Source organism: Streptomyces sp. NPDC048254 (genome assembly GCF_043201895.1).
In the GTDB taxonomy this organism is placed as follows: Bacteria; Actinomycetota; Actinomycetes; order Streptomycetales; family Streptomycetaceae; genus Streptomyces.
The window spans coordinates 130,361-156,030 of sequence record NZ_JBICZJ010000022.1; the positions used below are offsets into that span (position 1 = coordinate 130,361).

Genomic DNA, 25,670 nt, shown 5'->3' on the forward strand with positions numbered 1-25,670 from the left:
GCTCCCGGAGCGAACGACGGACCTCCATGACAGACGCCAGGCTGCCGCGGCGGAGCTCGCACCCCGCGACAGACGCCAGGCCTCCGCAGCGGACCACGAACCTCCGCGACAAACGCGAGGTCTCCGCAGCGGACGCCGGCTCGTGCCGTCAGCTCGCGGTCGACGAGGCCGACGCGGAAGCCGACGTCGTCACGGACACCTTCTTGCAGCTGGCCTGCTCGGCGATCGCGTTCTTGACCTCGCCCTGCTCCAGGGCCTGCAGCGCCGCGGTGCCGCTCTTGTTCTGCGTCTCCAGGTCCGCCATCTGGGAGGCGACGTCGTGCAGACCGGAGGCGAACTTCGCCTGGTTCTTCGTGTCGAGCCCGTCGACCTTCTTCTTCAGGTCGGCATAGGACGCGGAGAGGCTGTTGAGGTTCTTGACCACGTCCTGCTGGCGCTTGGCGCCGTCGTCGATCCCGGGGGGCGCACCGGCGCTGCCGATGGCCGTGGCGAGCGCCTTGTAGCCGTCGGACATGTCCTGGAAGGCCTGGGAGTCGGTCTTCTGGATGGTCGCGGGCGAACTCGTGGTGTCCGAGGCCGTCTGCGCGATGGCCTCATTGGCCGCCTTGATCTTCGCGTCCTGCGCCGGCACCGCGTCGCACACGGTCTTGGCCCAGGCGATCAGCTTGGGGTCGGTGCCCTTGTTGCTGCTGCACCCGGACAGCGCCACTACGAGTACCGCACCGCCGGACAGTGCGGCCGCGAGCTTCTTGTTCACCGGATAGGTCCCTTCAATGGCTCTCGGCCCCCGGAATCTACACGGCGCACGGACAGCACCCCCATGGACGGCATGCACTAAGTACGCTTTTGTGCAAGTTTGCACCATGGGAGAGAAGGCTCACGACGAGACGACGGGCACACCCGGAGCCGGAGCGCACGACCACACCCGACCGCGCACGAGAACCGGCAGGCGCCCCCAGCGCACGAAACGGGCGGACGGCGTGTCAGTACACGCCATCCGCCCGCTCGTTGGCCGAGCCCCCTCGCGAGAGCCCTGGTGGCCGTCGTAAGACCGCTTACGAAACCACCGCTGGATCGGCCGACTTGGCCACGCGTTCCGCGCTGTCCTCGTCGTCGCCGACGGTGATGCCGCGCCGCTTGGAGATGTACACCGCGCCGACGATCACGACCAGCGCGAGGACCGCGACCAGGATCCGGATGCCGATGCTCTTGTCATGGCCGTAGGAGAACTTGATCACCGCGGGTGCGATGAGCAGGGAGACCAGGTTCATGACCTTGAGCAGCGGGTTGATCGCGGGTCCTGCGGTGTCCTTGAAGGGGTCACCGACGGTGTCGCCGATCACGGTGGCGGCGTGGGCGTCGCTGCCCTTGCCGCCGTGGTGGCCGTCCTCGACGAGTTTCTTGGCGTTGTCCCAGGCACCGCCGGAGTTGGCCAGGAAGACGGCCATCAGGGTGCCCGCGCCGATCGCGCCGGCGAGGTAGGAGCCGAGGGCCCCGACGCCGAGCGTGAACCCGATGAAGATGGGCGCCATCACGGCGAGCAGTCCCGGCGTGGCCAGCTCCCGCAGGGCGTCCTTGGTGCAGATGTCGACGACCTTGCCGTACTCGGGCGTCTCCGTGTAGTCCATGATCCCGGGGTGCTCGCGGAACTGCCGCCGCACCTCGTAGACCACCGAACCCGCCGACCTCGACACCGCGTTGATGGCGAGTCCGGAGAAGAGGAAGACGACCGCCGCGCCGGCGATGAGGCCGACGAGGTTGTTGGGCTGTGAGATGTCCATCGACAGGGTCAACGGAGCTCCCGCACCGGTGAGTTTCACTCCCACGTCCTGCACGTTCGTGGTGATCGCGTCCCGGTACGACCCGAAGAGCGCCGACGCCGCGAGGACGGCGGTGGCGATGGCGATGCCCTTGGTGATGGCCTTGGTGGTGTTGCCGACGGCATCCAGGTTGGTGAGCACCTGCGCGCCCGCGCCCTCGACGTCGCCGGACATCTCGGCGATGCCCTGGGCGTTGTCGGAGACCGGCCCGAAGGTGTCCATGGCGACGATCACACCGACCGTGGTGAGCAGGCCGGTGCCGGCCAGCGCCACCGCGAACAGCGCCAGCATGATCGAGGTACCGCCGAGCAGGAACGCCCCGTAGACGCCGAGGCCGATCAACAGGGCGGTGTAGACGGCCGATTCGAGACCGATCGAGATGCCGGCGAGGACCACGGTGGCCGGGCCGGTCAGCGAGGACTTGCCGATGTCCATGACCGGACGCCGGTTGGTCTCGGTGAAGTAGCCGGTCAGCTGCTGGATGACGGCCGCCAGCAGGATGCCGATGGCGACCGCGACCAGCGCGAGGATCCGCGGATCGCCGTCCTTGGCCCTGATGGCCGCGTCGGAGATGCCGTCGAGGTCGGCGTACTTCCCCGGCAGGTACACGTAGACCGCGATCGCGACCAGCACGAGCGAGATCACCGCGGAGATGAAGAAGCCGCGGTTGATGGCGCTCATGCCGCTGCGGTCGCTGCGACGCGGGGCGACCGCGAAGATGCCGATCATGGCGGTGAGCACACCGATGGCCGGTACCAGGAGTGGGAAGGCGAGACCCGCGTCCCCGAAGGCCACCTTGCCGAGGATCAGCGCGGCGACCAGGGTCACCGCGTAGGACTCGAAGAGGTCGGCCGCCATGCCCGCGCAGTCGCCGACGTTGTCGCCCACGTTGTCGGCGATGGTCGCGGCATTGCGCGGATCGTCCTCCGGAATGCCCTGTTCGACCTTGCCGACCAGGTCGGCGCCGACGTCGGCGGCCTTGGTGAAGATGCCGCCGCCGACACGCATGAACATGGCGATCAGGGCGGCGCCGAGGCCGAATCCTTCGAGCACCTTCGGCGCGTCGGCCGCGTAGACCAGCACCACACAGGAGGCGCCGAGCAGGCCGAGCCCCACCGTGAACATGCCGACCACGCCGCCCGTGCGGAAAGCGATCTTCATGGCTTTGTGCGAGACGGCGGTGAGATCCTTTTCCGGTTCGCCTTCCGCCGGGGTGGCTTCCCGGGCGGCCGCGGCGACGCGGACATTGCTGCGTACGGCGAGCCACATGCCGATATAGCCGGTGGCCGCCGAGAAGGCCGCGCCGATCAGGAAGAAGATCGATCGGCCGGCGCGTTGATTCCAGTCGTCCGCGGGCAGCAGCAGGAGCAGGAAGAACACCACGACGGCGAATACGCCGAGGGTGCGCAGTTGCCTGGCCAGATAGGCGTTCGCGCCTTCCTGGACCGCCGCTGCGATCTTCTTCATGCTGTCGGTGCCCTCGCCGGCCGCGAGTACCTGGCGGACCAGGATCCAGGCGACCACGAGCGCGGCCAGCGCCACGACGGCGATCACCGCGACCAGGACCCGGTTGTCGTCGGTCAGGACCGCGGCCGCGAGGGTTGTGGGGTGACCCAACTGATGAGGGGTAGAAAGCCCCGCCATTCGTCCTCCTTGACGCTTGGGCTGAGCTCAAGATGTGGACGGATTCTAGGTACCTGCGAGTGATCTAAACAGGGGACGGTAAGCGGAATTGGCCTTCTCGTGCTCTTCAGCAAATGATCGAGGTCACGCCAACGAACCCGAAAGCGGTAACGCCCTAAAACCATTGACGATCACCATTGGCCTATTCGGCGCTTGATCAAATTATCGGGCGATCCGCCGGGGCATTGATCGTGAATTCTTTCACGAATTCGGCGACCGGGTGACATCCGAAGGAAAATAACAAGAAGGGCCCTGCTCAGCAGGGCCCTTCTCACGATCAGGTGGCTCTCAGGTGAGCGCGACTCCGGGCGGGGTGGTCGGCCAGGTCATGCGGATCAGGCCGCCGTGCTCCCCGGCGGTGACCTCCACGTCGTCGACGAGACCACTGATGACCGCGAGGCCCATCTCGTCCTCCTCGGCCTCCACGTCCGCGTCCGGCGCCGCACCGGGTGCCCGGTCGACGGGGACGGAACGGGGCGCCTCGTCGCCGACCTCGATGGAGAACTGCTTCTCCTCCTCGATCAGCGCCACCCGCACCGGCTCGGTGATGCCGGCGCTCTGGTGCAGACCAACAGCGCGGGAACAGGCCTCGCCGACGGCCAGCCGGACCTCGTCCAGGACGGCCTCGTCCACTCCGGCCCTGCGTGCCACCGCCGCCGCCACCAGTCGGGCGGTGCGGACGTGCTCGGGCAGCGCGCTGAAGCGGAGTTCAACGGTGGCCATACGTCCCCCTCGGAACTACAGGCGTGCGGTAGGGGGCCGGATCGCCGAAAACCCGGCCCCCCGATGAATTGCGTCCGCCACGGGCCTGCGACCCGTGAACGGCTGCCGACACGAGCACGCGGGCCCGAGCGGGCGGGGGCGACACGGGCCTGCGTACGGCTCTGTACGAGCCCGTGCCGGAGGCCGGCCGGACGGCGCGGACCGATGGGCGGTCCGGAAGCCGTCGGCCGGCCCGGGTCAGTCGGTGGCCGCCACCGCTTCCTCGACCGAGGTGTGAATCGGGAACACCTTGGTGAGACCGGTGATTCGGAAGATCTTCAGAATGCGCTCCTGGTTGCAGACCAGGCGCAGCGAACCCTCATGGGCACGCACCCGCTTCAGGCCGCCGACCAGTACGCCGAGCCCGGTGGAGTCGAGGAAGTCCACGCCCTCCATGTCAACGACGAGGTGGAAATTCCCGTCGTTCACCAGCTCGACCAGCTGCTCGCGCAGCTTGGGCGCGGTATATACGTCGATTTCGCCACCGACCTCGACGACCGTACGATCGCCGACTGTACGAGTCGACAGGGACAGGTCCACGGATCCTCCAGCACCTTGCTATCGAGCGGTCGCCCCTCGGGACACCTCGGCTTGCGGCCCCCGGGACGGTACGCCAGCCGCGATGGCATTCAATCACTTACGGCAGGCGTGCACGACGCCTTGGCCCCATTGTCCGTCACGCCAGTGACACACTCGGTCCCGATGGCCATAAATCACCGATCCGATCGACCCTCGGTTCCGGCCGCGTCCGGGTTCTCGCCGGGCACGGTCCTGGACCGGCTCGCCTCCGGGCCGAGCCGGGCTTCGCGCATCACTCATACGGAGCACTTGCCCCCGCGGGCGGGTCGGCATGCCGTCTGGCCTGACCGGATTCGTTCGGAGGTTGTCGCGGCCGTGCAGGCGGGCGGCATCGAGCACCCCTGGGAACACCAGGCGCTGGCCGCCGAGCACGCCCTGGACGGCGACTCGGTGGTGGTCGCAACCGGCACCGCCTCCGGCAAGTCCCTGGCCTATCTCGTGCCCGTCCTCTCCACCCTCCTGGACGGCTCCGAGGCGCCCAACGGCCGCGGCGCCACCGCCCTCTACCTGGCACCCACCAAGGCGCTGGCGGCAGATCAGTGCCGATCTGTGAAGGAACTTTCACAACCGCTGGGTACCGCCGTACGGCCCGCTGTGTACGACGGCGACACGCCGTACGAGGAACGGGAGTGGATCCGCCAGTACGCCAACTACGTGCTCACCAACCCGGACATGCTGCACCGCGGGATACTTCCCGGGCACGCCCGCTGGTCCTCCTTCCTGAAGTCGCTGAAGTACGTCGTCATCGACGAGTGCCACACCTACCGGGGCGTCTTCGGCTCGCACGTCGCCCAGGTGCTGCGCCGGCTGCGCCGCCTGTGCGCCCGCTACGGCGCCTCCCCGGTCTTCCTGCTGGCCTCCGCGACCGCCGCCGAGCCGGCCGTCGCCGCCCGCCGTCTTACCGGCCTGCCGGTTGTGGAGATCGCCGAGGACGCCTCCCCGCGCGGCGAGCTGGTCTTCGCCCTCTGGGAGCCGCCGCTGACCGAGCTGCACGGCGAGAAGGGCGCCCCGGTCCGCCGCACCGCCACCGCCGAGACCGCCGACCTGCTGACCGACCTCGCCGTGCAGGGCGTGCGGTCGGTGGCCTTCGTGCGCTCCCGGCGCGGCGCCGAGCTGATCGCCCTCATCGCCCAGGAACGGCTCGCCGAGGTAGACCGTTCCCTCGCCCGGCGTGTCGCGGCCTATCGCGGCGGCTACCTCCCCGAGGAGCGGCGCGCCCTGGAACGCGCGCTGCACTCCGGGGAACTCCTCGGACTTGCCGCCACCACGGCCCTGGAACTGGGCGTGGACGTCTCCGGACTGGACGCCGTACTGATCGCCGGTTACCCGGGCACGAGGGCCTCTGTGTGGCAGCAGGCGGGCCGCGCGGGCCGCGCCGGGCAGGGCGCCCTCGCGGTCCTGGTGGCCCGCGACGACCCGCTGGACACGTTTCTCGTCCATCATCCCGAGGCCCTGTTCGACCAACCGGTGGAATCGACGGTCCTCGACCCCGACAACCCGTACGTCCTCGCCCCGCACCTGTGCGCCGCCGCCGCCGAGATCCCGCTCACCGACGACGACCTCGACCTGTTCGGTCCTGCCTGCAAGGAGCTGCTGCCGCAGCTGGAGGCCGCGAAGCTGCTGCGCCGCCGTACCAAGGCCTGGCACTGGACCCGGCGGGAGCGGGCCGCCGAGCTGACCGACATCCGCGGCGAGGGCGGCCGCCCGGTGCAGGTCGTCGAGGCGGGCACGGGACGGCTGCTCGGCACGGTGGACGCGAGCGCCTCGCACTCCACGGTCCACGAGGGCGCGGTCCACCTGCACCAGGGCCGCACGTACCTGGTGCGCTCCCTGGACCTGGAGGACTCGGTCGCGCTGGTCGAACAGGCCGAGCCGCCCTACTCCACGGTCGCCCGCGACACCACGGCCATCTCCGTCCTGGAGACCGACATCGAGGTCCCCTGGGGCGAAGGCCGCCTCTGCTACGGCTCCGTCGAGGTCACCAACCAGGTGGTCTCCTTCCTCCGCCGCCGGCTCATCACCGGCGAGGTGCTGGGCGAGACGAAACTCGACCTCCCTCCTCGGACGCTGCGCACCCGCGCGGTGTGGTGGACCGTCACCGAGGACCAGCTCGATGAGGCCCGGATCAACCCGGAGATCCTCGGCGGCGCCCTGCACGCCGCCGAACACGCCTCCATCGGCCTGCTCCCGCTCTTCGCGACCTGCGACCGCTGGGACATCGGCGGCGTGTCGATCCCCCTGCACCCCGACACGCTCCTGCCGACGGTCTTCGTCTACGACGGCCATCCGGGCGGCGCGGGCTTCGCGGAGCGCGCGTTCCACACGGCCCGCGCGTGGCTCGCGGCCACCCGGGAGGCGATCGCCGCGTGCGAGTGCGACGCGGGGTGCCCCTCCTGCATCCAGTCGCCCAAGTGCGGGAACGGGAACGATCCGTTGCACAAGCGAGGGGCGGTACGGCTGCTCAGTGTGCTGCTGAAGGGGGCACCGCAGGAGAAGCCGGAGGAGCCTGAGGAGGGCTAGCGGCGGTGGGGCCCGCTCTGGCCCGGACCTCCGCCGTGAACGGCCCACCTCCCGACGCCGCCGTCACGTCCGAGACGTCTCCCACGATCACGCACCGCGTCAGCCGTGCGCCCTGTGCTCGCGCGACGCGGTCCGCCCGGGCGCAGGCCGCGGTGGTCCCCTCCACCCAGTGGTCCGCCGCCGCGAGGGCCGCCATGTCGGCACCCCCCGCCGCGCGGTGCCGGACCACGACAGCCTGTCCCAGCCCGAGCACCACGCCGAACACCACGCAGAGGACGCCGATCGCGCCAACACTCCAGACGGTGGCCGACCCCCGATCCGAATACCGGCGTCTCACGGCCCCGCCTCCTCCGCCAGCGCCACCGCCGACTCCCGTACCTGGAACGGCAACCCGCCCAGCACCGGCGGCCTCGCCACCACCGTCACCCGAACCTGATCGCCTTCCCGGCCGATCGTGACCGTCGCCCCGTCCGGCGCCGCCTGCTTCGTCACGGTGACCACCGCGTCCTCGGCGTCCTGCCGCGCGGCGGCCCGCGCCCCGGTGCGGGCGGCGTCCACGCACCGGATCTGGGCGGCCACCACGAGCAGCCCCCACACCAGCGCCATCGTGAACGCCACCAGCACCGGCAGCACCACGGCCGCCTCCGCCGTCACGAACCCGCGGTCCGCTCCGCGCCCTTGCTCACATCCGCGCACTGAGGGCTCGTTTCACGATGTTCTGGAGCTCCGTGCTGACCTGCCCGCTCGTCACGACCGCGTAGAGGACCGCCGCGAACGCGACGGCGGCGATGATCCCCATCGCGTACTCGGACGTGACCATTCCCGCGTCCCCGCGCAGCAACTTCCGCATCTTCTGGTACATCCCGACTCCCTTGAATCCCTTGAATTCCGCAAATCCGGTGATCAGTTCCTGTTTTCGGCCCGTTGTCGCCCTGGTCATCCACCACCCCCTCGCAGAACCCCGCCCGCCAGCCCGATCACCACGGGCAGGACCCCGACCGCGATGAACGCGGGCAGGAAACACAGCCCCACCGGTGCGGAGATCAGCACGGCTGCCCGCCGCGCCCGCGCGGTCGCGCTTCTCGCCCACTCCGCGCGGGCGTCCGCGGCGAGCCGGGCGACCGGGGTGGCCGCCGGCAGCCCGGACTCGTCCGCGCGCTCCAGCAACCGGGCGAGGGCGGCGGCGCCCGGCAGCGCCGCCAACCGCCGCCAGGACTCGGTCGGTTCACCACCCAGCCGGACCTCCGCCGCACCCCGCGCGAGCCCTTCCCCGACGGGTCCGCCGAGCGCCTCGCCGACGGCCTGGGCGGCCTCCACCGGGCCCGCCCCGGCCGCGATACAGGCGGCCAGCAGGTCTGAGGCGAGCGGGAGTTGGCGAGCGGCCCGGGACGCCTCGGCCTGCGCCGCTCGTCCCGCGTCCCCCTCCCGGCGCCGCCACTGCCACAGCCCCACGGCGACGCCCAGCCCCAGCAGCACTCCGACGACCCCGCTGACCAGCACCCAACCGCCGCACACCACACCGGCCACCGGCAGCCACCCGCGCACGGCATCGCCGACGTCGGACCGCCGCTCCGGCATCTCCAGGGCCAGCAGTTCGGCCGCCCTGCGCCGGGCCCAGCGCCTGCGCCGGGCCCGCTCCAGCCGCCACGCCGACCAGCTCAGGGCCAGCAGTGCCACGGCCGTCACCCCCAGCCTGTGGACAACCTCCGCGCTCATGCCGCCTCAGCTCCCCGCACGATCCGGGCCGCCCACCACATCCCGGCGCCCTCGAACACCGCTCCGACGACCAGGCAGCCCAGCCCGGCCCCGGTGTGCAGCAGTACGCGCAGCGGGTCGGCGCCCATGGCCGAGCCGAGCAGGAGGCCGAGGGCGGGCAGCGCGGCGAGCAGCACCGCGGTGGCCCGGGCGCCGGACAACTGGGCGCGCAGGTCGGCGCGCTGGTCCCGTTCGGCGCGCAGGGCCGCGTCCAGGCGGTCGAGGCCGGCCGCGAGCCCGGCCCCCTGGTCGACGGCCACCCGCCAGCAGGCAGCGAGCCCCAGCAGGCCGTCGGCGCCCGGCCGGCGTGCGGCCGTCGCGAGCGCGCCCGGCACGTCCCCGCCGAAGCGTGCCGCCGCGACCACGGCCGCCTGAGCCTCGCCCAGCCCGCCGGAGTCCCGGGCGGCCCGCAGCAGCGCCTCGCCGGGCTGCCGTCCCGCGCGCACCTCACCGGCGAGCGCCCCGCACAGCGCGATCACCGCGTCGGCGTGCGCCTGCCGGACCCGCCTCGCCTGCCGGGCCAGCCGCAGCCGGCGCAGCACCGGCACCCCGGCCGCCCCCGCGAGGACCGGAAGCACCGAGGCGGCGATGAGGGCCAGCGCGATGCCGGCGGCCAGGGCCCACCACTCACTCCGCCAACGACCGCACAGGCGACGCACCTCCCCGACCGTCTGCTCCCAGGAGGGCGGTCCGGCGGCCACCGCCCCGCCCCCGGCGAGCAACAGCCGCGCCCGACGTACCTCGCGCTGCCGTTCGGCGAGGAGCCACGCCATGACCCCTCCGCACACCACGGCCGCACCGACCGTCATCTCACCCATCACACAAACCCCTTCCAACTCACAGACCATTCGGGTCACTTCGGACCGGGTGACCCGGCCGCTTCGGGCCCACGGACCAGCCGGTCACTTCGAACCCACAGATGACTCAGGTCACTTCGGGCTCACAGACCACTGACGTCACTTCGCAGCAGCCCCCGCAGCCGCTCCCACCCCGGCTCCCGCACGAAGGCCTCCGCCCCCCAGCGCAGCGCCGGTACCGTCCGCACCAGCCCCGAGGGGTCCCGCTCCAGCACATGCACCTCGGCGATCCGCCGCCGGCCCGTGCGGTCCCGTACGAGGTGCAGCACCACCGACAGCGCGGCCGCCAACTGGCTGTGCAGGGCGGCCCGGTCGAGCCCGGCGGCCGTACCGAGCGCCTCCAGACGGGCGGGGACGTCCGCCGCCGCGTTGGCGTGCACCGTGCCGCAGCCGCCCTCGTGTCCGGTGTTGAGCGCGGCCAGCAGGTGCACGACCTCGGGACCGCGCACCTCGCCGACGACCAGCCGGTCAGGGCGCATCCGCAGCGCCTGGCGGACCAGGTCCTCCAGGGTGACCAGGCCGGCGCCCTCCTGGTTGGCGGGTCTGGTCTCCAGCCGTACGACGTGCGGGTGTTCGGGCCTGAGCTCCGCCGAGTCCTCGGCGAGCACGATCCGCTCCCCGGGACCCACCAGGCCGAGCAGCGCGCTCAGCAGGGTCGTCTTGCCGGTGCCGGTGCCGCCGCTGACCAGGAACGAGAGCCGGGCCGCCAGGAGCGCGCGCAGGATCCGGTCGCCGCCCGGTGGCACGGTCCCGGCCGCCACCAGTTCGTCGAGCGTGAACGCCCGCGGTCGCACCACCCGCAGGGACAGGCAGGTGCAGCCGACCGCCACCGGGGGCAGGACCGCGTGCAGGCGGGTGCCGTCGGGCAGCCTGGCGTCCGCCCAGGGGCGTGCGTCGTCCAGGCGCCGGCCGGCCACCGCGGCCAGCCGCTGCGCGAGGCGCCGTACGGCCGCCGCGTCCGGGAAGGTGACCGGGGTCAGTTCCAGGCCGCCGCCGCGGTCCACCCAGACCCGGTCCGGGGCGGACACCAGGACGTCGGTGACCGTGGGATCGGCGAGCAGGGGTTCCAGGGGGCCGCTGCCGACCAGTTCGGAGCGCAGTCGCTCGGCCGCGCCGAGGACTTCGGCGTCGCCGAGCACCCGGCCCTGTGCGCGCAGCGCCTGCGCCACGCGCGCGGGGGTCGGTTCGGCGCCGCTCTCGGCCAGCCAGCGCCGGACCCCGTCGAGCAGGGCCGGGCCGTCCGCGCCCGCGGTGCCGGGCCTCATACGCCACCCGCCTCGACCAGCGTGCGCTCCCAGAAGCCCTTGCAGAAGCGGGCCAGCGGGCCACGGGCGGCGGACCCCGGTGGTTTCCGGTTGGGGCGGGACAGCCCCGGTTCGCCGGGCACTTCGCCGGCCAGCGGCAGGCCGAGCAGCCGGGCCACCTCGCGGTCGTCCAGTCCCGGCGCGTACGGGCCCCGTACCGCCACCCGCAGATCGCGCACGACCATGCCGACGGTGGCCGCCACCCGGCCGGCCGCCGCGATCGCGCGGAGTTCGGCGGGGACCACCAGGACGGCGAGGTCCAGCTGGGTGAGGACCTCGGCGACCTCGTCATCCAGGCGGCGCGGCAGGTCGACGACGACCGTGCCGCCACGCCTGCGGACGGCGGCGAGCACCGCGCGGACGGCGGGCGGCGGGATCGCCACGCTGTCGCCGCGGTCCCAGCTGAGGATCCGCAGCGAGTGCAGTTCCGGCAGCGACTCCTCCAGGGCGCCGCTGCCGAGCCGGCCGCGCGAGGCGGCGAACGCGGGCCAGCGCAGGCCCTCGGCCGTCTCGGCGCCGAGGAGTACGTCGATTCCGCCACCCAGTGGATCCGCGTCCACGAGGAGGGTGCGCAGTCCCTCCCGCGCGGAGGTGACGGCGAGCGCGCAGGCCAGCGTGGAGGCACCGGCCCCGCCCCGGCCGCCGATCACCCCGACGGTGAGGGCCGGGCGGCCCACACCCTCGACGACATCGGCGATCCGGTCCACCAGCCACTGCTCGCCGTCGGGCAGCATCAGGACGTGGTCGGCGCCGATCTCCACGGCGCGTTTCCACACGTCGGGGTCGTCCTGGTCCTGGCCGACCAGCACCACCCCGCGTCGGCGCGCGGCCCCGCGCACCCGGCGCGCGGCGTCGTCGCCGACCAGGACGAGCGGTGCGGACTCCCAGCCGCCGCCGCGTTCCGGGACCCCGGGGTGGACCTCGGGTTTCGCGCCGGCCGCCGCGCACAGGCGCAACAGGTCGTCGAGGAGTTCGGCGTCCTCGGTGACGATCATCGGGCGTCCGGGCCGTCCCGGGGCGGCGGACGGTGGTTCGTGGGTGACAGTTCCGGCCACGTGAGCTTCCCCCTTGGCTGCGTTCTTGCGCGCGGCCTCCGGGGCCACGCGATTCCCATACGTGTGAAGAACCGGCAAGCGGCCTCCATATGCACGGCCGACAGAAACCGGCCATTGGCGCCCGGGCAATCGGAACCGGCCATGAACTCGCCGCCGCCGGAGCGCGCTGGAATCACGGTGCAACGAACCCGGAAATCGTGTGGATCTTGGTCCAAAACTGTGGACAACTCGATGGTTGTGAATATCGCTGTCACCCATACCGGTGAGGCCCGTTCCGGGCTCTGTGCGACTTCCACAGAGCAGCGCTACGACTACCCAGCGTGACGGATCATGGGTATGCGAAAGGGCGGCAGCAGCCGCCCGACCAAGGCCTCAGGGCCCGGAGAAGAGAGGAAAAACGCGTCCGGACATGCGACGACCCCCACCGGGGGGGAGAGTGGGGGTCGTCTCCACGGCCGACTCGGGGGGGGAGGAGCCGGACCGGGTTAGCACGGTCGCGAACGATCCGTGACTTCCATGGTGTACCCGAGAGCCCTCTCAGGCAAACCCACGCGCCCCACCTTACGCCGAATGGTGGGCGCCTATGCTCGGGGACGTGGAAAACCACTCCTTGCCCCGCACAGCGGCCTTCTTTGACCTGGACAAGACGGTCATTGCGAAGTCGAGCACGCTCACCTTCAGCAAGTCGTTCTACCAAGGCGGTCTGATCAACCGCAGGGCGGTCCTGCGCAACGCGTACTCCCAGTTCGTGTTCCTGGTCGGCGGTATGGACCACGACCAGATGGAGCGCACGCGCGCGTACCTGTCCGGTCTGGTCCGTGGCTGGAATGTCCAGCAGGTCAAGGAGATCGTCGCCGAAACCCTGCACGACCTGATCGACCCGATCATCTACGACGAGGCCGCCTCCCTCATCGAGGCCCATCACCGGGCCGGCCGGGACGTCGTCATCGTGTCCACCTCGGGCGCCGAGGTGGTCGAGCCGATCGGCGAACTGCTGGGCGCCGACCGGGTGGTGGCCACCCGCATGGTCGTCGGCGACGACGGCTGCTACACCGGCGAGGTGGATTACTACGCCTACGGTCCGACGAAGGCCGAGGCGGTCCGGGAGCTGGCCGCGTCCGAGGGGTACGACCTGGACCGCTGCTACGCGTACAGCGACTCGGCGACCGACCTGCCGATGCTCCGGGCCGTCGGGCATCCGCACGCGGTGAACCCGGACCGGGCGCTGCGCCGTGAGGCACTCGGGCGCGGCTGGCCGATCCTGGACTTCCACCGTCCGGTCCGGCTCAAGCAGCGGATCTCCGCACCTCCGCGTCCGGCCCTGGTCGCCGCGGCCGCGATAGGAGCGGCGGCCGCCACCGCGGGCCTGGTCTGGTACGCGAGCCGGCGCCGGAACCCGGTCGCCTGAACCGGCACACCACCCCCCTTCGCCCGTTCGGCCCAACAGTGCCCCTTTAGCGACACTTAATGCGTCTTTGAACCTGAAAGTAAAGAACTGCAGGCAGGGGTTCCGCTTGCTCCCGGCTTGCAGTACAAAGGGGTTAGCGGCCCGCGAGACCGAAGGACATCCGAGAGGATCACCTTTAAAACGCATTTGGCCCCACGGACCCAGCATGGACACCGAGCACCCACGCGACGTCGACCCGTCGATTACGGGCCAGCCGCACCAGGTGACGGGCAAAGTACCGACCTGATGGGCGACATTTCGAGGACGCCTGGTAACCCGGTGAACATGCCAGCGGCGGTACGAGAACTCGTACCGCCGCAACCCGTCTCCGCGGCCGCCCGGCCACGCCAGGGGCCTTATGCCGCCCCGCGCTGCAACGCCTCGCACACCGCGGTCGACTCCCGCGCACCCAGCTCCACCGCGCGGCCGCAGTGCGCGATCCAGGCCGCCATGCCCTCCGGAGTGCCCGAGACATAGCCGTCCAGGGCGGCCAGATAGGAGGCACGGCCCAGTTCGGCGTGACCCACCTCGGCGGGGCAGACCGACTTGGGGTCGAGGCCACTGCCGATCAGCACGATCCGCTCGGCCGCGCGCGCGACCAGCCCGTTGTGCGAGGTGAAGGGCCGCAGCGCGAGCAGCTCGCCGTGCACCACGGCTGCCGTCACCAGCGCCGGCGCGGAACTCCCCGCGATGATCAGCTCGGAGAGTCCGTCGAGGCGCCCCGACACCTCGTCGGCGTCCGGCAGCGGCAGCTCGATCAGCGGCTCCTCGACACCTTCACCGGCCCGGCGCGGCCGGCCCACCTCGTCGTCGCCGGTCGCGGCCGCCACCAGGTGCAGCCGGGCCAGCACGCGCAGCGGTGACTGCCGCCAGATGGACAGCAGTTGGCCCGCCTCGGCGGTCAGCCGCAGGGCCGCACCCACCACGCGCGCGTCGTCGTCGACACCGAAGTCGGAGCGCCGCCGGACCTCCTCCAGCGCCCAGTCGGCGCCGGACAGCGCCGCACTGCCCCGGGCGCCGCGCAGCGCGGCCTCGGAGGTGACGGCGTTGCTGCGGCGCCGCATGACCCGGTGCCCGTAGACCCGATCCACGGCCTTGCGCATGGACTCCACGGACTCGGCCACACCGGGCAGCGAACCCAGGGCCGCGAGCGGATCGGCGGTCGCACGTGTCGTACTCATGAGTACGACCCTACGCACCCCCGGCCCGCCACTCCACGAAGGAGTGGTCTTCTTCACTTCGCCTGACACGTACAGCTATCATGCGACTACCCTTCGTGAACATGAAAATTGCTTTCGTCGGGAAGGGCGGCAGCGGCAAGACCACGCTCTCCTCCCTGTTCATCCGCCATCTCGCGGCCGCCGGTGCGCCGGTCGTCGCCGTCGACGCCGACATCAACCAGCACCTTGGCCCCGCGCTCGGCCTCGACGAGAGGGAGTCGGCGGCGCTGCCCGCGATGGGCGAGCGGCTCTCCGTGATCAAGGACTACCTGCGCGGCAACAACCCGCGCATCGCCTCCGCCGCGACGATGATCAAGACCACCCCGCCCGGCGAGGGTTCGCGGCTGGTCCGGGTACGGGAGCCCAATCCGGTGTACGACGCCTGTGCGCGCCCGGTGGAACTCGACGGCGGCGCCGTCCGTTTGATGGTCACCGGGCCCTTCACGGACGCCGACCTGGGGGTCTCCTGCTACCACTCCAAGACGGGAGCGGTGGAACTGTTCCTGAACCACCTCGCCGACGGGCCCGAGGAGTACGTCGTGGTCGACATGACGGCGGGTTCGGACTCCTTCGCCTCCGGCATGTTCACCCGCTTCGACATCACGTTCCTCGTCGCCGAGCCGACCCGGAAGGGGGTCTCCGTCTATCGCCAGTACAAGGAGTACGCCCGGGACTTCGGCGTCGTGCTGAAGGTCGTCGGCAACAAGGTGCAGGGGCAGGACGACATCGACTTCCTCCGCGCGGAGGTCGGGGACGACCTGCTGGTCACGGTCGGGCACTCGGACTGGGTGCGCGCCATGGAGAAGGGCCGCCCGCCCCGGTTCGAGCTCCTGGAGGACACCAACTCCCGCGCCTTGCACACCCTCAAGGTCGCCACCGACGCGACGTACGAGCTGCGGGACTGGGAGCGGTACACCCGGCAGATGGTCCACTTCCACCTGAAGAACGCCCAGTCGTGGGGCAACGAGCGCACCGGGGCCGACCTGGCGGCGCAGATCGACCCCGGCTTCGTGCTCGGCGAGGGAGTGGCGGCGTCCGTCTGACGGAGATGGGCACTCCGCCGGCGGTGCGCCCACTCCCGCCCGTCACCTACTGCTTGACCGCCGGCGCTCCGGGCACCCCCTTCGGCGCCGGGGCGGGACGGCCGGAGAGGAAGGACGCCCAGCCCTGACGCGGGGCCTCGCCCACGTTCAGGGTGCGAAGTCTCGCCAGGACCTGCGGGTCCTGGGCGTCCAGCCAGTCGGCCAGCTGATGGAAGGAGACGCACCGCACCTCGGGCTTGTTGCAGACGTTCCCGACGACCTCGTCGATGGCCCGCATGTAGGTGCCGCCGTTCCAGGACTCGAAGTGGTTGCCGATGACGAGCGGCGCGCGGTTGCCGTTGTAGGCCCGGTTGAAGCCCTGGAGCAGCCCGTCACGCATCTGGTCGCCCCAGTAGTCGTACTTGTCGGGGTCCCCCTGGGTCGAGGTGCCGGACTGGTTGACCATGAAGTTGTAGTCCATGGTCAACTGCTCGAAGGAGTGGCCGGGGAAGGGGACGAGCTGCATCGACAGGTCCCACAGCCCTTCCCTCTTCTTGGGCCAGACCTGGTCGTTGACTCCGCTGGTGTCGTAGCGGAAGCCCAACTGGCTCGCCGCCTTCATGAAGTTCTTCTGGCCCTCCAGGCAGGGGGTGCGGGCGCCGATGAGCTCCTTGTCGTAGTCGAAGGGCAGCGGTGCGGCGTTCTTCATGCCCGTGTTGGTCTTCCAGTTCTTCACGAACTGCTTGGCCTGGGCGATCTCGCTCTTCCACTCGGCCACCGACCACTCGCCGACACCGCCGTCGGGGCCGCAGAAGTGCCCGTTGAAGTGGGTGCCGATCTCGTTGCCCTCCAGCCAGGCCAGCCGTAGCTGCCTGACGGTGTCGGAGATGCCCTGCTCGTCGTTGAAGCCGATCTCGGAGCGGCCGGGCGAGTGCTGCGGGGGCCGGTAGAGGTCACGTTTCTCCTCGGGCAGCATGTAGACGCCGCTGAGGAAGTACGTCATGTTCGCGTTGTTCTCCTTGGAGACCTTGCGGAAGTGCGAGAACAGCTTCTGGCTGTCCTCACCCGCGCCGTCCCACGAGAACACCACGAACTGCGGGGGCTTCTCACCGGGCTGGAGCTTCTCCGGCCGGGGCAGATGCGGCTGCGCCCCGGTGTACGCGGTGGAACCGTCGCCGATCAGACGGACCACGCTCTGGGGCGCCGGCGCTCCCTTCTGCGGCCCGGACGCCCCTTCCTTGGAGTTGGTGCCGGTCGCGCAGCCCGCCAGCGACGCGGCACAGGCCGCGGCGGTCACGGCGCCGACGGCGCCGACGGCGATCCTCTGGGTAGCGGCCAATTCCGCCCACCTTCTTCCTTCTCTCGGCGAACGCCGATCACGGCGTTTTATGGCGGTGTGCCGGGTATGTGCCGACAGCGCCGCCAAGGTCGCATAGGACCGAGAGAGGGATTAATACGACAAGCCGATGAACTGCTCACTTCACCCATGGAGGTGAAGAGGTGCCCCATTTGCGCAGAAAATCCATGCTTGACCTTTACTCTGCATTACGATTCGTTTACCGATTGTTGATTCATCCCGCCACTGCACGCCGTGACCCACGGCCGCGACCGAGCCCCAGCCCACTGGCGAGGGGACCCCCTGATCCGCGACCGCGCTGCCCGGAGGAGACGGGAAACATGTCATCAGCCTGCGTACCCACCCACCCCGAGAGCCTCGGCCTGGCCCAGGCCGGAGCCCGGGCCGGAGCCACAAGTCCCCAGCCCGCCAAGGGCGCCGACCGGCCACCGAGCCCGCCCACACCCCCGCGCCGCCGCTTCCGGGTCGAGGGCGCCGACCTGTCCGCGTCCGTCTCGGTGTTCCTGATCGCCCTGCCGCTGTCCCTCGGTATCGCCCTCGCCACCGGCGCCCCGCTCCAGGCCGGGCTGGTCGCGGCGGCCGTCGGCGGACTGGTCGCCGGGCGGCTCGGCGGCTGCCCGCTCCAGGTCAGCGGCCCGGCCGCCGGGCTCACCGTGGTCACCGCCGACCTGATCCACCGTTACGGCTGGCGGGCCACCTGCGGCATCACGGTCCTCGCCGGACTGGCCCAACTGGGCCTGGGCTGCCTGCGTGTGGCCCGCACCGCACTCGCCGTCAGCCCGGCCGTGGTGCACGGCATGCTCGCCGGCATCGGTGTCACCATCGCCGTCGCCCAGTTGCACATCGTCCTCGGCGGCAACCCGCAGAGCTCGGTCCTCGCCAATGTCCGGGCGCTGCCCGCCCAGTTGGCGAACCTGCACCCGGCCGCCGTGACGATGAGCGCACTGACCCTGGCCCTGCTGTTCGGCTGGCCCCGGATCCCCGGCAGAGCCGGCCGTCTGCTGCGCACGGTCCCGGCGGCCCTGGTCGCCGTCGCCGGTGCCACCGCGACCGCCTCGCTCACCGGGCTCGCCCTGCCCCGGGTCGACCTGCCGTCCTGGAGCAGCCATGCCCTGGCGGGGCTGCCCGAGGGGCCGGTGCTCGGCATCGTCGCCGCCGTCCTCACCACCACGCTGGTGTGCAGCGTGCAGTCGCTGCTCGGCGCGGTCGCCGTGGACAAGCTGGTGGCCGGCCGCCCCGGACCCCAGTCCCGGGTCGGCCGCTCCGACCTGGACCGCGAGCTGCTCGGTCAGGGCGCGGCCAACATCGTGTCGGGGGCGCTCGGCGGCCTGCCGGTCGCGGGGGTCGCGGTGCGCAGTTCGGCGAATGTGCAATCCGGTGCCGTCAGCCGGAACTCCACGATGCTGCACGGCGTTTTCGTAGTAGCCGCCGCGCTGCTGATGGTCCCGGTCCTGGATCTCATCCCGCTCGCCTCGCTCGCCGCCCTGGTGATGGCCGTCGGCATCCAGATGGTGTCCCTGCACCACATCCGCACGGTGACCCGCCACCGTGAAGTCGCGGTGTACGTCGTCACCACACTCGGCGTCGTGGTCCTCGGCGTCCTGGAGGGCGTGCTCCTCGGGGTCGCCGTGGCCGTCGCCGTCGCCCTGCGCCGCCTCGCCCGCACCCGTATCACCCATGAAGAGAAGGGGGGAGTCCATCGCGTACATGTAAGAGGTCAGCTGACGTTCCTCGCCGTGCCCCGGCTCAGCAGAGCCCTGCACCTCGTACCCCAAGGCGCCCACGCCGTGGTGGAGTTGGACGGTTCGTTCATGGACCACGCGGCGTACGAGTCACTGCGGGACTGGCGCAGGGCCCACACCGCGCAGGGCGGCTCCGCCGAGCTGACCGGCTGCCGGGTGGGCGTGCGCTCACCGGGATACGGCCGAGGACCGGACGAGGACGGTCGCGAGCCTCGCGCGAGTCACGGCCGGGAACCGGGCCTCGCCCACGGACCGGGCCTCGTCAGGTCGGGCCTCGCCCGGTGGGGCGGCGGCGGAGCGGACGGCGCCGGTCATGAACTCGCCCGTGGGATCAGCGCGTTCCAGCGCGACACCGCGCCCCTGGTGCGGGAGGAGCTGGCCCGGCTCGCGCGCGAGGGGCAGCGGCCGTCGCAGCTCTTCCTCACCTGCGCCGACTCCCGGCTCGTCACCTCGATGATCACCTCCAGTGGTCCGGGTGACCTGTTCGTGGTCCGCAACGTCGGCAACCTGGTCCCCCTTCCGGGTGAGGAGAACGGCGACGACTCGGTGTCGGCCGCGATCGAGTACGCGGTGGACGTGCTGAAGGTGCGGTCCATCACGGTGTGCGGGCACTCCGGGTGCGGGGCGATGCAGGCGCTGCTGAGTTCCGGGTCCGGGGGCGGCACGAGTCCGCTCGGACGCTGGCTGCGGCACGGGCTGCCGAGCCTGGCGCGGCTGGCCGACGACGGCTGGCCAGGGGTCCGGCTGGCCGGGCGGGCGGCTGCGGACACCGCGGAGCGGCTCTGTCTGATCAATGTGGTCCAGCAGCTGGAGCATCTGCGGGCGCACGACTCGGTGGCGCGGGCACTGGCGGCCGGTGAGCTGGAGCTGCATGGGATGTACTTCCATGTGGGCGAGGCGCAGGCGTATCTGCTGCGCCGGGCCGAAGGTGAAGAAGAGGGCGAGGTGTTCGAGGGGGTACCGGGCGCGGAGGAACTGCGCAGCCCGGCCTGAGGAAAGGGCGGCGAGGGCCTGTCGGCGCCGTCCAGGCCGGCACCGGCGGGCCCGCACGTCCTGCCTGCCCAATAGGTCTAAACCAATTATCTGACGGCCCTTGTCACCGGACCCCAGGTCTGATGAGCTGTGGCCCGGGACACAACGGACACCCTTGGAAAGGGAGATGTCGTGAGCAACGAAAGCCTGGCCAACCTCTTGAGGGAGGAGCGACGCTTCGCGCCGCCCGCTGACCTGGCCGAGAAAGCCAATGTCACGGCCGAGGCGTACGAACAGGCCAAGGCTGACAGGCTCGGCTTCTGGGCCGCGCAGGCCCGCCGGCTGACCTGGGCCAAGGAGCCGACCGAGACGCTGGACTGGTCGAACCCGCCGTTCGCGAAGTGGTTCAAGGACGGCGAGCTCAATGTCGCGTACAACTGCGTGGACCGGCACGTGGAGGCCGGCAACGGCGACCGGGTCGCCATCCACTTCGAGGGCGAGCCCGGCGACAGCCGCGCGATCACCTATGCCGAGCTGAAGGACGAGGTCTCCAAGGCGGCGAACGCCCTGCTGGAGCTGGGCGTCCGCAAGGGCGACCGGGTCGCGGTCTACATGCCGATGATCCCGGAGACGGCGATCGCGATGCTCGCCTGCGCCCGGATCGGCGCCGCGCACTCCGTCGTCTTCGGCGGCTTCTCGGCGGACGCGCTCGCCACCCGTATCCAGGACGCGGACGCCAAGGTGGTCATCACCTCCGACGGCGGTTACCGGCGCGGCAAGCCGTCCGCGCTCAAGCCGGCCGTGGACGAGGCGGTCGGCAAGGCCGGCAACGTCGAGCATGTGCTGGTCGTCCGGCGCACCGGGCAGGAAGTGGCCTGGGACGACACGCGGGACGTGTGGTGGCACGAGGTCGTGGAGCGGCAGTCGGCCGAGCACACGCCCGAGGCCTTCGACGCCGAGCACCCGCTGTTCATCCTCTACACGTCCGGGACGACGGGCAAGCCGAAGGGCATCCTGCACACCTCGGGCGGCTACCTCACCCAGGCGTCGTACACGCACTGGGCGGTGTTCGACCTCAAGCCGGAGACGGACGTGTACTGGTGCACGGCCGACGTCGGCTGGGTGACCGGCCACTCGTACATCGTGTACGGACCGCTGGCCAACGGCGCGACGCAGGTGATGTACGAGGGCACCCCGGACACCCCGCACCAGGGCCGGTTCTGGGAGATCGTGCAGAAGTACGGGGTGACGATCCTCTACACCGCGCCCACCGCGATCCGGACGTTCATGAAGTGGGGCGACGACATCCCCGCGAAGTTCGACCTGTCCTCGCTGCGGGTGCTGGGTTCGGTGGGCGAGCCCATCAACCCCGAGGCCTGGATCTGGTACCGCAAGCACATCGGCGCCGACCGGACCCCCATCGTGGACACCTGGTGGCAGACCGAGACCGGCGCGATGATGATCTCGCCGCTGCCGGGCGTCACCGCGACCAAGCCCGGTTCCGCGCAGACCCCGCTGCCCGGCATCTCGGCCACGGTGGTGGACGACGAGGCGCGCGAGGTGCCCAACGGCGGTGGCGGCTACCTGGTGCTGACCGAGCCGTGGCCGTCGATGCTGCGCACGATCTGGGGCGACGACCAGCGGTTCCTGGACACCTACTGGTCGCGTTTCGAGGGCAAGTACTTCGCCGGTGATGGGGCGAAGAAGGACGACGACGGCGACATCTGGCTGCTCGGCCGGGTGGACGACGTCATGCTGGTGTCCGGGCACAACATCTCCACGACCGAGGTGGAGTCGGCGCTGGTGTCGCACCCGTCGGTCGCCGAGGCGGCGGTGGTCGGCGCGGCGGACGAGACCACCGGGCAGGCGATCGTCGCCTTCGTGATCCTGCGCGGCACGGCGAACGCCGAGGACGAGGGCCTCGTCAACGAGCTGCGCAACCACGTCGGTGCCACGCTCGGCCCGATCGCCAAGCCCAAGCGGGTGCTGCCGGTGGCGGAGCTGCCGAAGACCCGCTCCGGCAAGATCATGCGCCGGCTGCTGCGCGATGTCGCCGAGAACCGCCAGCTCGGTGATGTGACGACGCTGACGGACTCGACGGTCATGGACCTCATCCAGGCGAAGCTCCCGGCGGCGCCGAGCGAGGACTGACCCCGACCAACGGCCCCAGTGGCGCCCGGCGCGAAACGCGCCGGGCGCCCTTTTTGCACCTACCGTGGGACTCACCTGGCAACTCCCGCCACACCTTAGGTAAACTAAGCAAAGTAGCGTGATCCTCAAGGTGTGCCGGGAAGTCTGGTCGGCAAGTAGCCCGTCCTGCCCACCGACCGGAGGTCCCCGTGTCCGCGCCCCGCGCCACCCCCACCCGCAAGGCCCTCGGCCGGCTCTCGCTGCCCGAGCGGACCTTCGTCGCGAACGCGCTCCGGACCGAGACCGTCGGCGGTGTACTGCTGCTGCTCGCCGCGATAGCCGCGCTGACCTGGGCGAACATACCGGTGCTGCACCACAGCTACGAGACCGTCGGCGACTTCCACCTCGGCCCCGGCGCCCTCGGCCTGAACCTCTCCGTCACCCACTGGGCCGCCGACGGCCTGCTCGCGGTCTTCTTCTTCGTCGCCGGCATCGAGCTCAAGCGAGAACTGGTGGCCGGAGATCTCCGGGACCCCAAGGCGGCCGTGCTGCCGGTGGTCGCCGCGCTGTGCGGCATGGCCGTACCGGCGCTCGTCTACACCCTCACCAACCTCGCCGGCGGCGGCTCCACCCAGGGCTGGGCGGTGCCCACGGCCACCGACATCGCCTTCGCGCTGGCCGTGCTGGCCGTCATCGGCACCTCGCTGCCGAGCGCCCTGCGCGCCTTCCTGCTCACCCTCGCGGTCGTCGACGACCTGTTCGCGATCCTGATCATCGCGGTCTTCTTCACCGCCCGGATCGACTTCGCCGCGCTCGGCGGGGCGATCCTCGGCCTGGCCGTCTTCTGGCTGCTGCTGAGGAAGGGCGTACGCGGCTGGTACGTGTACGTACCGCTCGCGCTCGTCATCTGGGCGCTGATGTACAGCAGCGGCGTGCACGCGACCATCGCCGGTGTCGCCATGGGCCTGATGCTGCGCTGCACCACCCGCGAGGGTGAGGACCACTCCCCCGGCGAGCACATCGAGCATCTGGTGCGGCCGTTGTCGGCTGGGCTCGCCGTGCCCCTGTTCGCGCTCTTCAGCGCCGGCGTGAAGGTGTCCGGAGGGGCGCTCGGGGATGTGTTCGGCAGACCCGAGACGCTCGGGGTGGTGCTCGGCCTGGTGGTCGGCAAGACGGTCGGGATATTCGGCGGGACCTGGCTGACCGCCCGCTTCACCCGGGCCTCGCTCAGCGAGGATCTGGCCTGGGGCGACCTCTTCGCGGTCGCCTCGCTCGCCGGTATCGGCTTCACCGTGTCGCTGCTCATCGGCGAACTCGCCTTCGACGGCGACGCCGTGCTCACCGACGAGGTCAAGGCCGCCGTACTCACCGGCTCGCTGATCGCGGCCCTGTGCGCCACGGTGCTGCTGAAGATACGCAACACCCGCTACCGGCGGTTGGTCGAGGCCGAGGAGCGGGACGAGGACCTCGACGGCATCCCGGACGTCTACGAACAGGACGACCCGGCGTACCACCTGCGGATGGCGGAGATCTACGACCGCAAAGCCGCCGAACACCGGCGGATAGCCGCCGAGAAAGCCGGGCAGGGCGCCGGATAGGGGCCGGCGAGGGCCCGCACGGGCACGACGCGCGTGCCGAAGTGCCGGGCGGGGCAGGCGCGCAGGGCAACCGTCCGGCATGATCTGACGAGACGGTACAAAAGACGATGACAAGTACGCAGGAGGAGACCGCGATGAGCGCACCCGACGGCAGCCCGGTCGGTGCCGAACGCAGCATCGGCCAGTTGTTCGCCTCGGCCACGGCCGAGATGTCGGCGCTGGTGCACGACGAGATCGCGCTGGCCAAGGCCCAGCTGAAGCAGGACGTCAAGCGGGGCGCGACGAGCGGCGGCGCCTTCTCGGCAGCCGGTGTGCTCCTGCTGTTCTCCCTGCCGATGCTCAACTTCGCGCTGGCGTACGGCATTCGGACCTGGAGCCACTGGAACCTCGCGATCTGCTTCCTACTCTCCTTCGCGGCGAACGTCCTGGTGGCCGTCGCCCTCGCGCTGATCGGCGTGGTGTTCGCGAAGAAGGCCAAGAAGGGCCAGGGCCCGCAGAAGGTGGCCGCGTCGGTGAAGCAGACGGCGGGCGTACTGCAGAACGCCAAGCCGCATCCGCGTCCGGCACTCCCCAGGGATGACGTGCCGGCCATCGAGGCTGTGGGACGCTCGTCGTCATGAGCGATCCCGCCCCCTCGGCCGTACGGCTCGAAGGCCCCTGGACACACCGGGACGTCGCAGCGAACGGTGCGCGCTTCCACATCGCCGAACTCGGCGACGGCCCGCTGGTCATGCTGGTGCACGGCTTCCCGGAGTTCTGGTGGGCCTGGCGGCACCAGCTGGTCGCGCTCGCCGACGCGGGCTTCCGGGCCGTCGCCATGGACCTCAGGGGCGTCGGCGGCAGCGACCGGACCCCGCGCGGCTACGACCCGGCCAACCTCGCCCTCGACATCACCGGCGTGATCCGCTCCCTCGGCGAGCCCGACGCCGCGCTGGTCGGACACGACCTGGGCGGCTATCTGGCGTGGACGGCGGCCGCCATGCGCCCCAAGCTGGTACGACGGCTCGCAGTCGTGTCCATGCCGCACCCGCGGCGCTGGCGCTCCGCGATGCTCCGGGACCGCCGGCAGTCCGCCGCCGCCTCCTACATCTGGGGATTCCAGCGGCCGTGGGTCCCCGAGCGGCAGCTCATCGCCGACGACGGCGCGCTGGTCGGCCGGCTGATCCGGGACTGGTCCGGGCCCCGGCTGCCCGAGGACGAGACGGTGGAGACCTACCAGCGGGCCATGTGCATCCCGTCCACCGCACACTGCTCGATCGAGCCCTACCGCTGGCTGGTCCGCTCGCTGGCCCGCCCGGACGGCATCCAGTTCAACCGCCGGATGAAGCGCCCGGTGCGCGTCCCGACGCTGCATCTGCACGGTTCCCTGGACCCGGTGGCCCGCACCCGCAGCGCGGCCGGCTCCGGCGAGTACGTCGAAGCCCCGTACCGCTGGCGGCTGTTCGACGGGCTCGGGCACTTCCCGCACGAGGAGGACCCAGCCGCGTTCTCCACCGAACTGGTCAACTGGCTGAAAGACCCCGAGCCCGATCGGTGACCGCGCCGATGCGCCCGGTATCCGGATCTGTACACCTGTTCTACGAACGGCCACATGCCCCGCGCATAGGCCGATTGAAGGCCACGCCGGAGGTTATCGACCTTGGGGCGGGGGCAGACGTCGGGGTATGGGCTGGACGCACGACTACAGTGACGCACCCCGCAACCGCCGTACGACAGGCGGTCTGAACTCCCATCGAGGAGCCGCCCCGCAGCTGCCGGGCACGGACCTCAGGGTGGGGATTCCGCACATCCTGCGGCGCCGGGCCCGCTGGGTCTCGGTCCGTCTGCGCCATACTCGCGCATGATCC

Annotated in this window: 21 protein-coding genes and 1 pseudogene; 9 read left to right on the forward strand and 13 right to left on the reverse strand. The window is 71.1% G+C overall.

All coding sequences use genetic code 11. The features are described 5' to 3' along the window. Positions 1-148 precede the first annotated feature (148 nt). The 4 genes from ACGFZQ_RS43070 to bldG all read right to left on the reverse strand — a co-directional run bounded on the left by ACGFZQ_RS43070 (position 149) and on the right by bldG (position 4,805). Positions 149-757, reverse strand: a complete 609-nt coding sequence (locus ACGFZQ_RS43070) for a small secreted protein (protein ID WP_351747220.1) — start codon at positions 755-757, stop codon at positions 149-151. 298 nt (positions 758-1,055) lie between these two features. Beyond that, complete coding sequence (locus ACGFZQ_RS43075; protein WP_351747221.1) at positions 1,056-3,464, reverse strand: sodium-translocating pyrophosphatase; 2,409 nt, start codon at positions 3,462-3,464, stop codon at positions 1,056-1,058. A 327-nt stretch (positions 3,465-3,791) separates the two neighbouring features. Continuing rightward, positions 3,792-4,226, reverse strand: a complete 435-nt coding sequence (locus ACGFZQ_RS43080; protein WP_351747222.1) for an ATP-binding protein — start codon at positions 4,224-4,226, stop codon at positions 3,792-3,794. Positions 4,227-4,463: 237 nt separating this feature from the next. After that, the gene (gene bldG, locus ACGFZQ_RS43085; protein ID WP_010986038.1) at positions 4,464-4,805 is read right to left on the reverse strand and encodes an anti-sigma factor antagonist BldG; all 342 of its coding nucleotides are present in this window, start codon (positions 4,803-4,805) and stop codon (positions 4,464-4,466) included. 162 nt (positions 4,806-4,967) lie between these two features. Between bldG and ACGFZQ_RS43090 the strand changes: the two genes are divergently transcribed. Next, positions 4,968-7,364 (forward strand): DEAD/DEAH box helicase, encoded by a 2,397-nt coding sequence (locus ACGFZQ_RS43090; protein WP_393845025.1) that lies wholly within the window; start codon positions 4,968-4,970, stop codon positions 7,362-7,364. Here ACGFZQ_RS43090 and ACGFZQ_RS43095 read toward each other — a convergent pair. The 7 genes from ACGFZQ_RS43095 to ssd form a co-directional block, all read right to left on the reverse strand. Then, complete coding sequence (locus ACGFZQ_RS43095; RefSeq protein ID WP_393845026.1) at positions 7,306-7,701, reverse strand: Rv3654c family TadE-like protein; 396 nt, start codon at positions 7,699-7,701, stop codon at positions 7,306-7,308. The two genes, ACGFZQ_RS43090 and ACGFZQ_RS43095, sit on opposite strands and share 59 nt — an antisense overlap. Continuing rightward, entirely contained in the window at positions 7,698-8,018 is a 321-nt protein-coding gene (locus ACGFZQ_RS43100) for a TadE family type IV pilus minor pilin (RefSeq protein ID WP_351747227.1), read from the reverse strand. The genes ACGFZQ_RS43095 and ACGFZQ_RS43100 overlap by 4 nt, the downstream gene beginning before the upstream one ends. Positions 8,019-8,046: 28 nt before the next feature. Then, on the reverse strand, positions 8,047-8,226 hold the full coding sequence (locus tag ACGFZQ_RS43105) for a DUF4244 domain-containing protein (RefSeq protein WP_393845027.1): 180 nt from the start codon (positions 8,224-8,226) through the stop codon (positions 8,047-8,049). 74 nt (positions 8,227-8,300) lie between these two features. Beyond that, complete coding sequence (locus ACGFZQ_RS43110; RefSeq protein WP_393845028.1) at positions 8,301-9,080, reverse strand: type II secretion system F family protein; 780 nt, start codon at positions 9,078-9,080, stop codon at positions 8,301-8,303. After that, on the reverse strand, positions 9,077-9,937 hold the full coding sequence (locus ACGFZQ_RS43115; protein WP_382533976.1) for a type II secretion system F family protein: 861 nt from the start codon (positions 9,935-9,937) through the stop codon (positions 9,077-9,079). The genes ACGFZQ_RS43110 and ACGFZQ_RS43115 overlap by 4 nt, the downstream gene beginning before the upstream one ends. A gap of 122 nt (positions 9,938-10,059) precedes the next feature. Further along, positions 10,060-11,241 (reverse strand): TadA family conjugal transfer-associated ATPase, encoded by a 1,182-nt coding sequence (locus ACGFZQ_RS43120; protein WP_393845029.1) that lies wholly within the window; start codon positions 11,239-11,241, stop codon positions 10,060-10,062. Next, complete coding sequence (gene ssd / locus ACGFZQ_RS43125) at positions 11,238-12,335, reverse strand: septum site-determining protein Ssd (protein WP_351747235.1); 1,098 nt, start codon at positions 12,333-12,335, stop codon at positions 11,238-11,240. The genes ACGFZQ_RS43120 and ssd overlap by 4 nt, the downstream gene beginning before the upstream one ends. A gap of 583 nt (positions 12,336-12,918) precedes the next feature. Here ssd and ACGFZQ_RS43130 point away from each other — a divergent pair. Continuing rightward, complete coding sequence (locus tag ACGFZQ_RS43130; protein ID WP_351747236.1) at positions 12,919-13,743, forward strand: HAD family hydrolase; 825 nt, start codon at positions 12,919-12,921, stop codon at positions 13,741-13,743. A gap of 395 nt (positions 13,744-14,138) precedes the next feature. On the opposite strand, the gene ACGFZQ_RS43135 is transcribed toward ACGFZQ_RS43130, so the two are convergent. After that, positions 14,139-14,963 carry an oxidoreductase gene (locus ACGFZQ_RS43135; protein WP_393845030.1) on the reverse strand — a complete coding sequence of 275 codons (825 nt, stop codon included), beginning with the start codon at positions 14,961-14,963 and terminating at the stop codon, positions 14,139-14,141. 101 nt (positions 14,964-15,064) lie between these two features. Here ACGFZQ_RS43135 and ACGFZQ_RS43140 point away from each other — a divergent pair, with 101 nt between their 5' ends. Beyond that, entirely contained in the window at positions 15,065-16,045 is a 981-nt protein-coding gene (locus tag ACGFZQ_RS43140) for an ATP-binding protein (RefSeq protein ID WP_351747240.1), read from the forward strand. Positions 16,046-16,091: 46 nt separating this feature from the next. Here the strand turns inward: ACGFZQ_RS43140 and ACGFZQ_RS43145 are convergent, their stop codons facing one another. After that, positions 16,092-17,363, reverse strand: a complete 1,272-nt coding sequence (locus ACGFZQ_RS43145; protein WP_393845031.1) for a hypothetical protein — start codon at positions 17,361-17,363, stop codon at positions 16,092-16,094. A 338-nt stretch (positions 17,364-17,701) separates the two neighbouring features. Between ACGFZQ_RS43145 and ACGFZQ_RS43150 the strand changes: the two genes are divergently transcribed. The 6 genes and pseudogenes from ACGFZQ_RS43150 to ACGFZQ_RS43175 all read left to right on the forward strand — a co-directional run bounded on the left by ACGFZQ_RS43150 (position 17,702) and on the right by ACGFZQ_RS43175 (position 25,667). Continuing rightward, a complete protein-coding gene (locus ACGFZQ_RS43150) occupies positions 17,702-20,116 on the forward strand; it encodes a SulP family inorganic anion transporter (protein ID WP_393845032.1) in 2,415 nt (804 codons plus the stop codon). A gap of 171 nt (positions 20,117-20,287) precedes the next feature. Further along, a complete protein-coding gene (gene acs, locus ACGFZQ_RS43155) occupies positions 20,288-22,246 on the forward strand; it encodes an acetate--CoA ligase (protein WP_351747245.1) in 1,959 nt (652 codons plus the stop codon). Between the two features lie 188 nt (positions 22,247-22,434). Further along, positions 22,435-23,906 (forward strand): annotated as a pseudogene (gene nhaA / locus ACGFZQ_RS43160) (Na+/H+ antiporter NhaA). A gap of 51 nt (positions 23,907-23,957) precedes the next feature. Next, on the forward strand, positions 23,958-24,443 hold the full coding sequence (locus ACGFZQ_RS43165; protein ID WP_351747248.1) for a phage holin family protein: 486 nt from the start codon (positions 23,958-23,960) through the stop codon (positions 24,441-24,443). Next, positions 24,440-25,360, forward strand: coding sequence for an alpha/beta hydrolase (locus tag ACGFZQ_RS43170; RefSeq protein ID WP_351747249.1), 921 nt, complete (start codon positions 24,440-24,442; stop codon positions 25,358-25,360). Before ACGFZQ_RS43165 ends, ACGFZQ_RS43170 begins: the two co-directional genes overlap by 4 nt. Positions 25,361-25,487: 127 nt before the next feature. Further along, positions 25,488-25,667, forward strand: coding sequence for a hypothetical protein (locus ACGFZQ_RS43175; protein WP_351713367.1), 180 nt, complete (start codon positions 25,488-25,490; stop codon positions 25,665-25,667). Positions 25,668-25,670 lie beyond the last annotated feature (3 nt).

Excerpts from the sequence above, each read along its gene's own strand:
- ACGFZQ_RS43080 (WP_351747222.1), bottom strand. The coding sequence starts at position 4,226 with ATGGCCACCGTTGAACTCCGCTTCAGCGCGCTGCCCGAGCACGTCCGC.
- ACGFZQ_RS43140 (WP_351747240.1), top strand. The coding sequence starts at position 15,065 with ATGAAAATTGCTTTCGTCGGGAAGGGCGGCAGCGGCAAGACCACGCTC.
- ACGFZQ_RS43175 (WP_351713367.1), top strand. The coding sequence starts at position 25,488 with ATGGGCTGGACGCACGACTACAGTGACGCACCCCGCAACCGCCGTACG.
- ACGFZQ_RS43105 (WP_393845027.1), bottom strand. The coding sequence starts at position 8,226 with ATGTACCAGAAGATGCGGAAGTTGCTGCGCGGGGACGCGGGAATGGTC.
- ACGFZQ_RS43135 (WP_393845030.1), bottom strand. The coding sequence starts at position 14,963 with ATGAGTACGACACGTGCGACCGCCGATCCGCTCGCGGCCCTGGGTTCG.
- ACGFZQ_RS43165 (WP_351747248.1), top strand. The coding sequence starts at position 23,958 with ATGAGCGCACCCGACGGCAGCCCGGTCGGTGCCGAACGCAGCATCGGC.
- ACGFZQ_RS43075 (WP_351747221.1), bottom strand. The coding sequence starts at position 3,464 with ATGGCGGGGCTTTCTACCCCTCATCAGTTGGGTCACCCCACAACCCTC.
- ACGFZQ_RS43150 (WP_393845032.1), top strand. The coding sequence starts at position 17,702 with ATGTCATCAGCCTGCGTACCCACCCACCCCGAGAGCCTCGGCCTGGCC.
- ACGFZQ_RS43130 (WP_351747236.1), top strand. The coding sequence starts at position 12,919 with ATGCTCGGGGACGTGGAAAACCACTCCTTGCCCCGCACAGCGGCCTTC.
- ACGFZQ_RS43115 (WP_382533976.1), bottom strand. The coding sequence starts at position 9,937 with ATGGGTGAGATGACGGTCGGTGCGGCCGTGGTGTGCGGAGGGGTCATG.
- ACGFZQ_RS43120 (WP_393845029.1), bottom strand. The coding sequence starts at position 11,241 with ATGAGGCCCGGCACCGCGGGCGCGGACGGCCCGGCCCTGCTCGACGGG.
- ACGFZQ_RS43110 (WP_393845028.1), bottom strand. The coding sequence starts at position 9,080 with ATGAGCGCGGAGGTTGTCCACAGGCTGGGGGTGACGGCCGTGGCACTG.
- ACGFZQ_RS43090 (WP_393845025.1), top strand. The coding sequence starts at position 4,968 with ATGGCCATAAATCACCGATCCGATCGACCCTCGGTTCCGGCCGCGTCC.
- ACGFZQ_RS43170 (WP_351747249.1), top strand. The coding sequence starts at position 24,440 with ATGAGCGATCCCGCCCCCTCGGCCGTACGGCTCGAAGGCCCCTGGACA.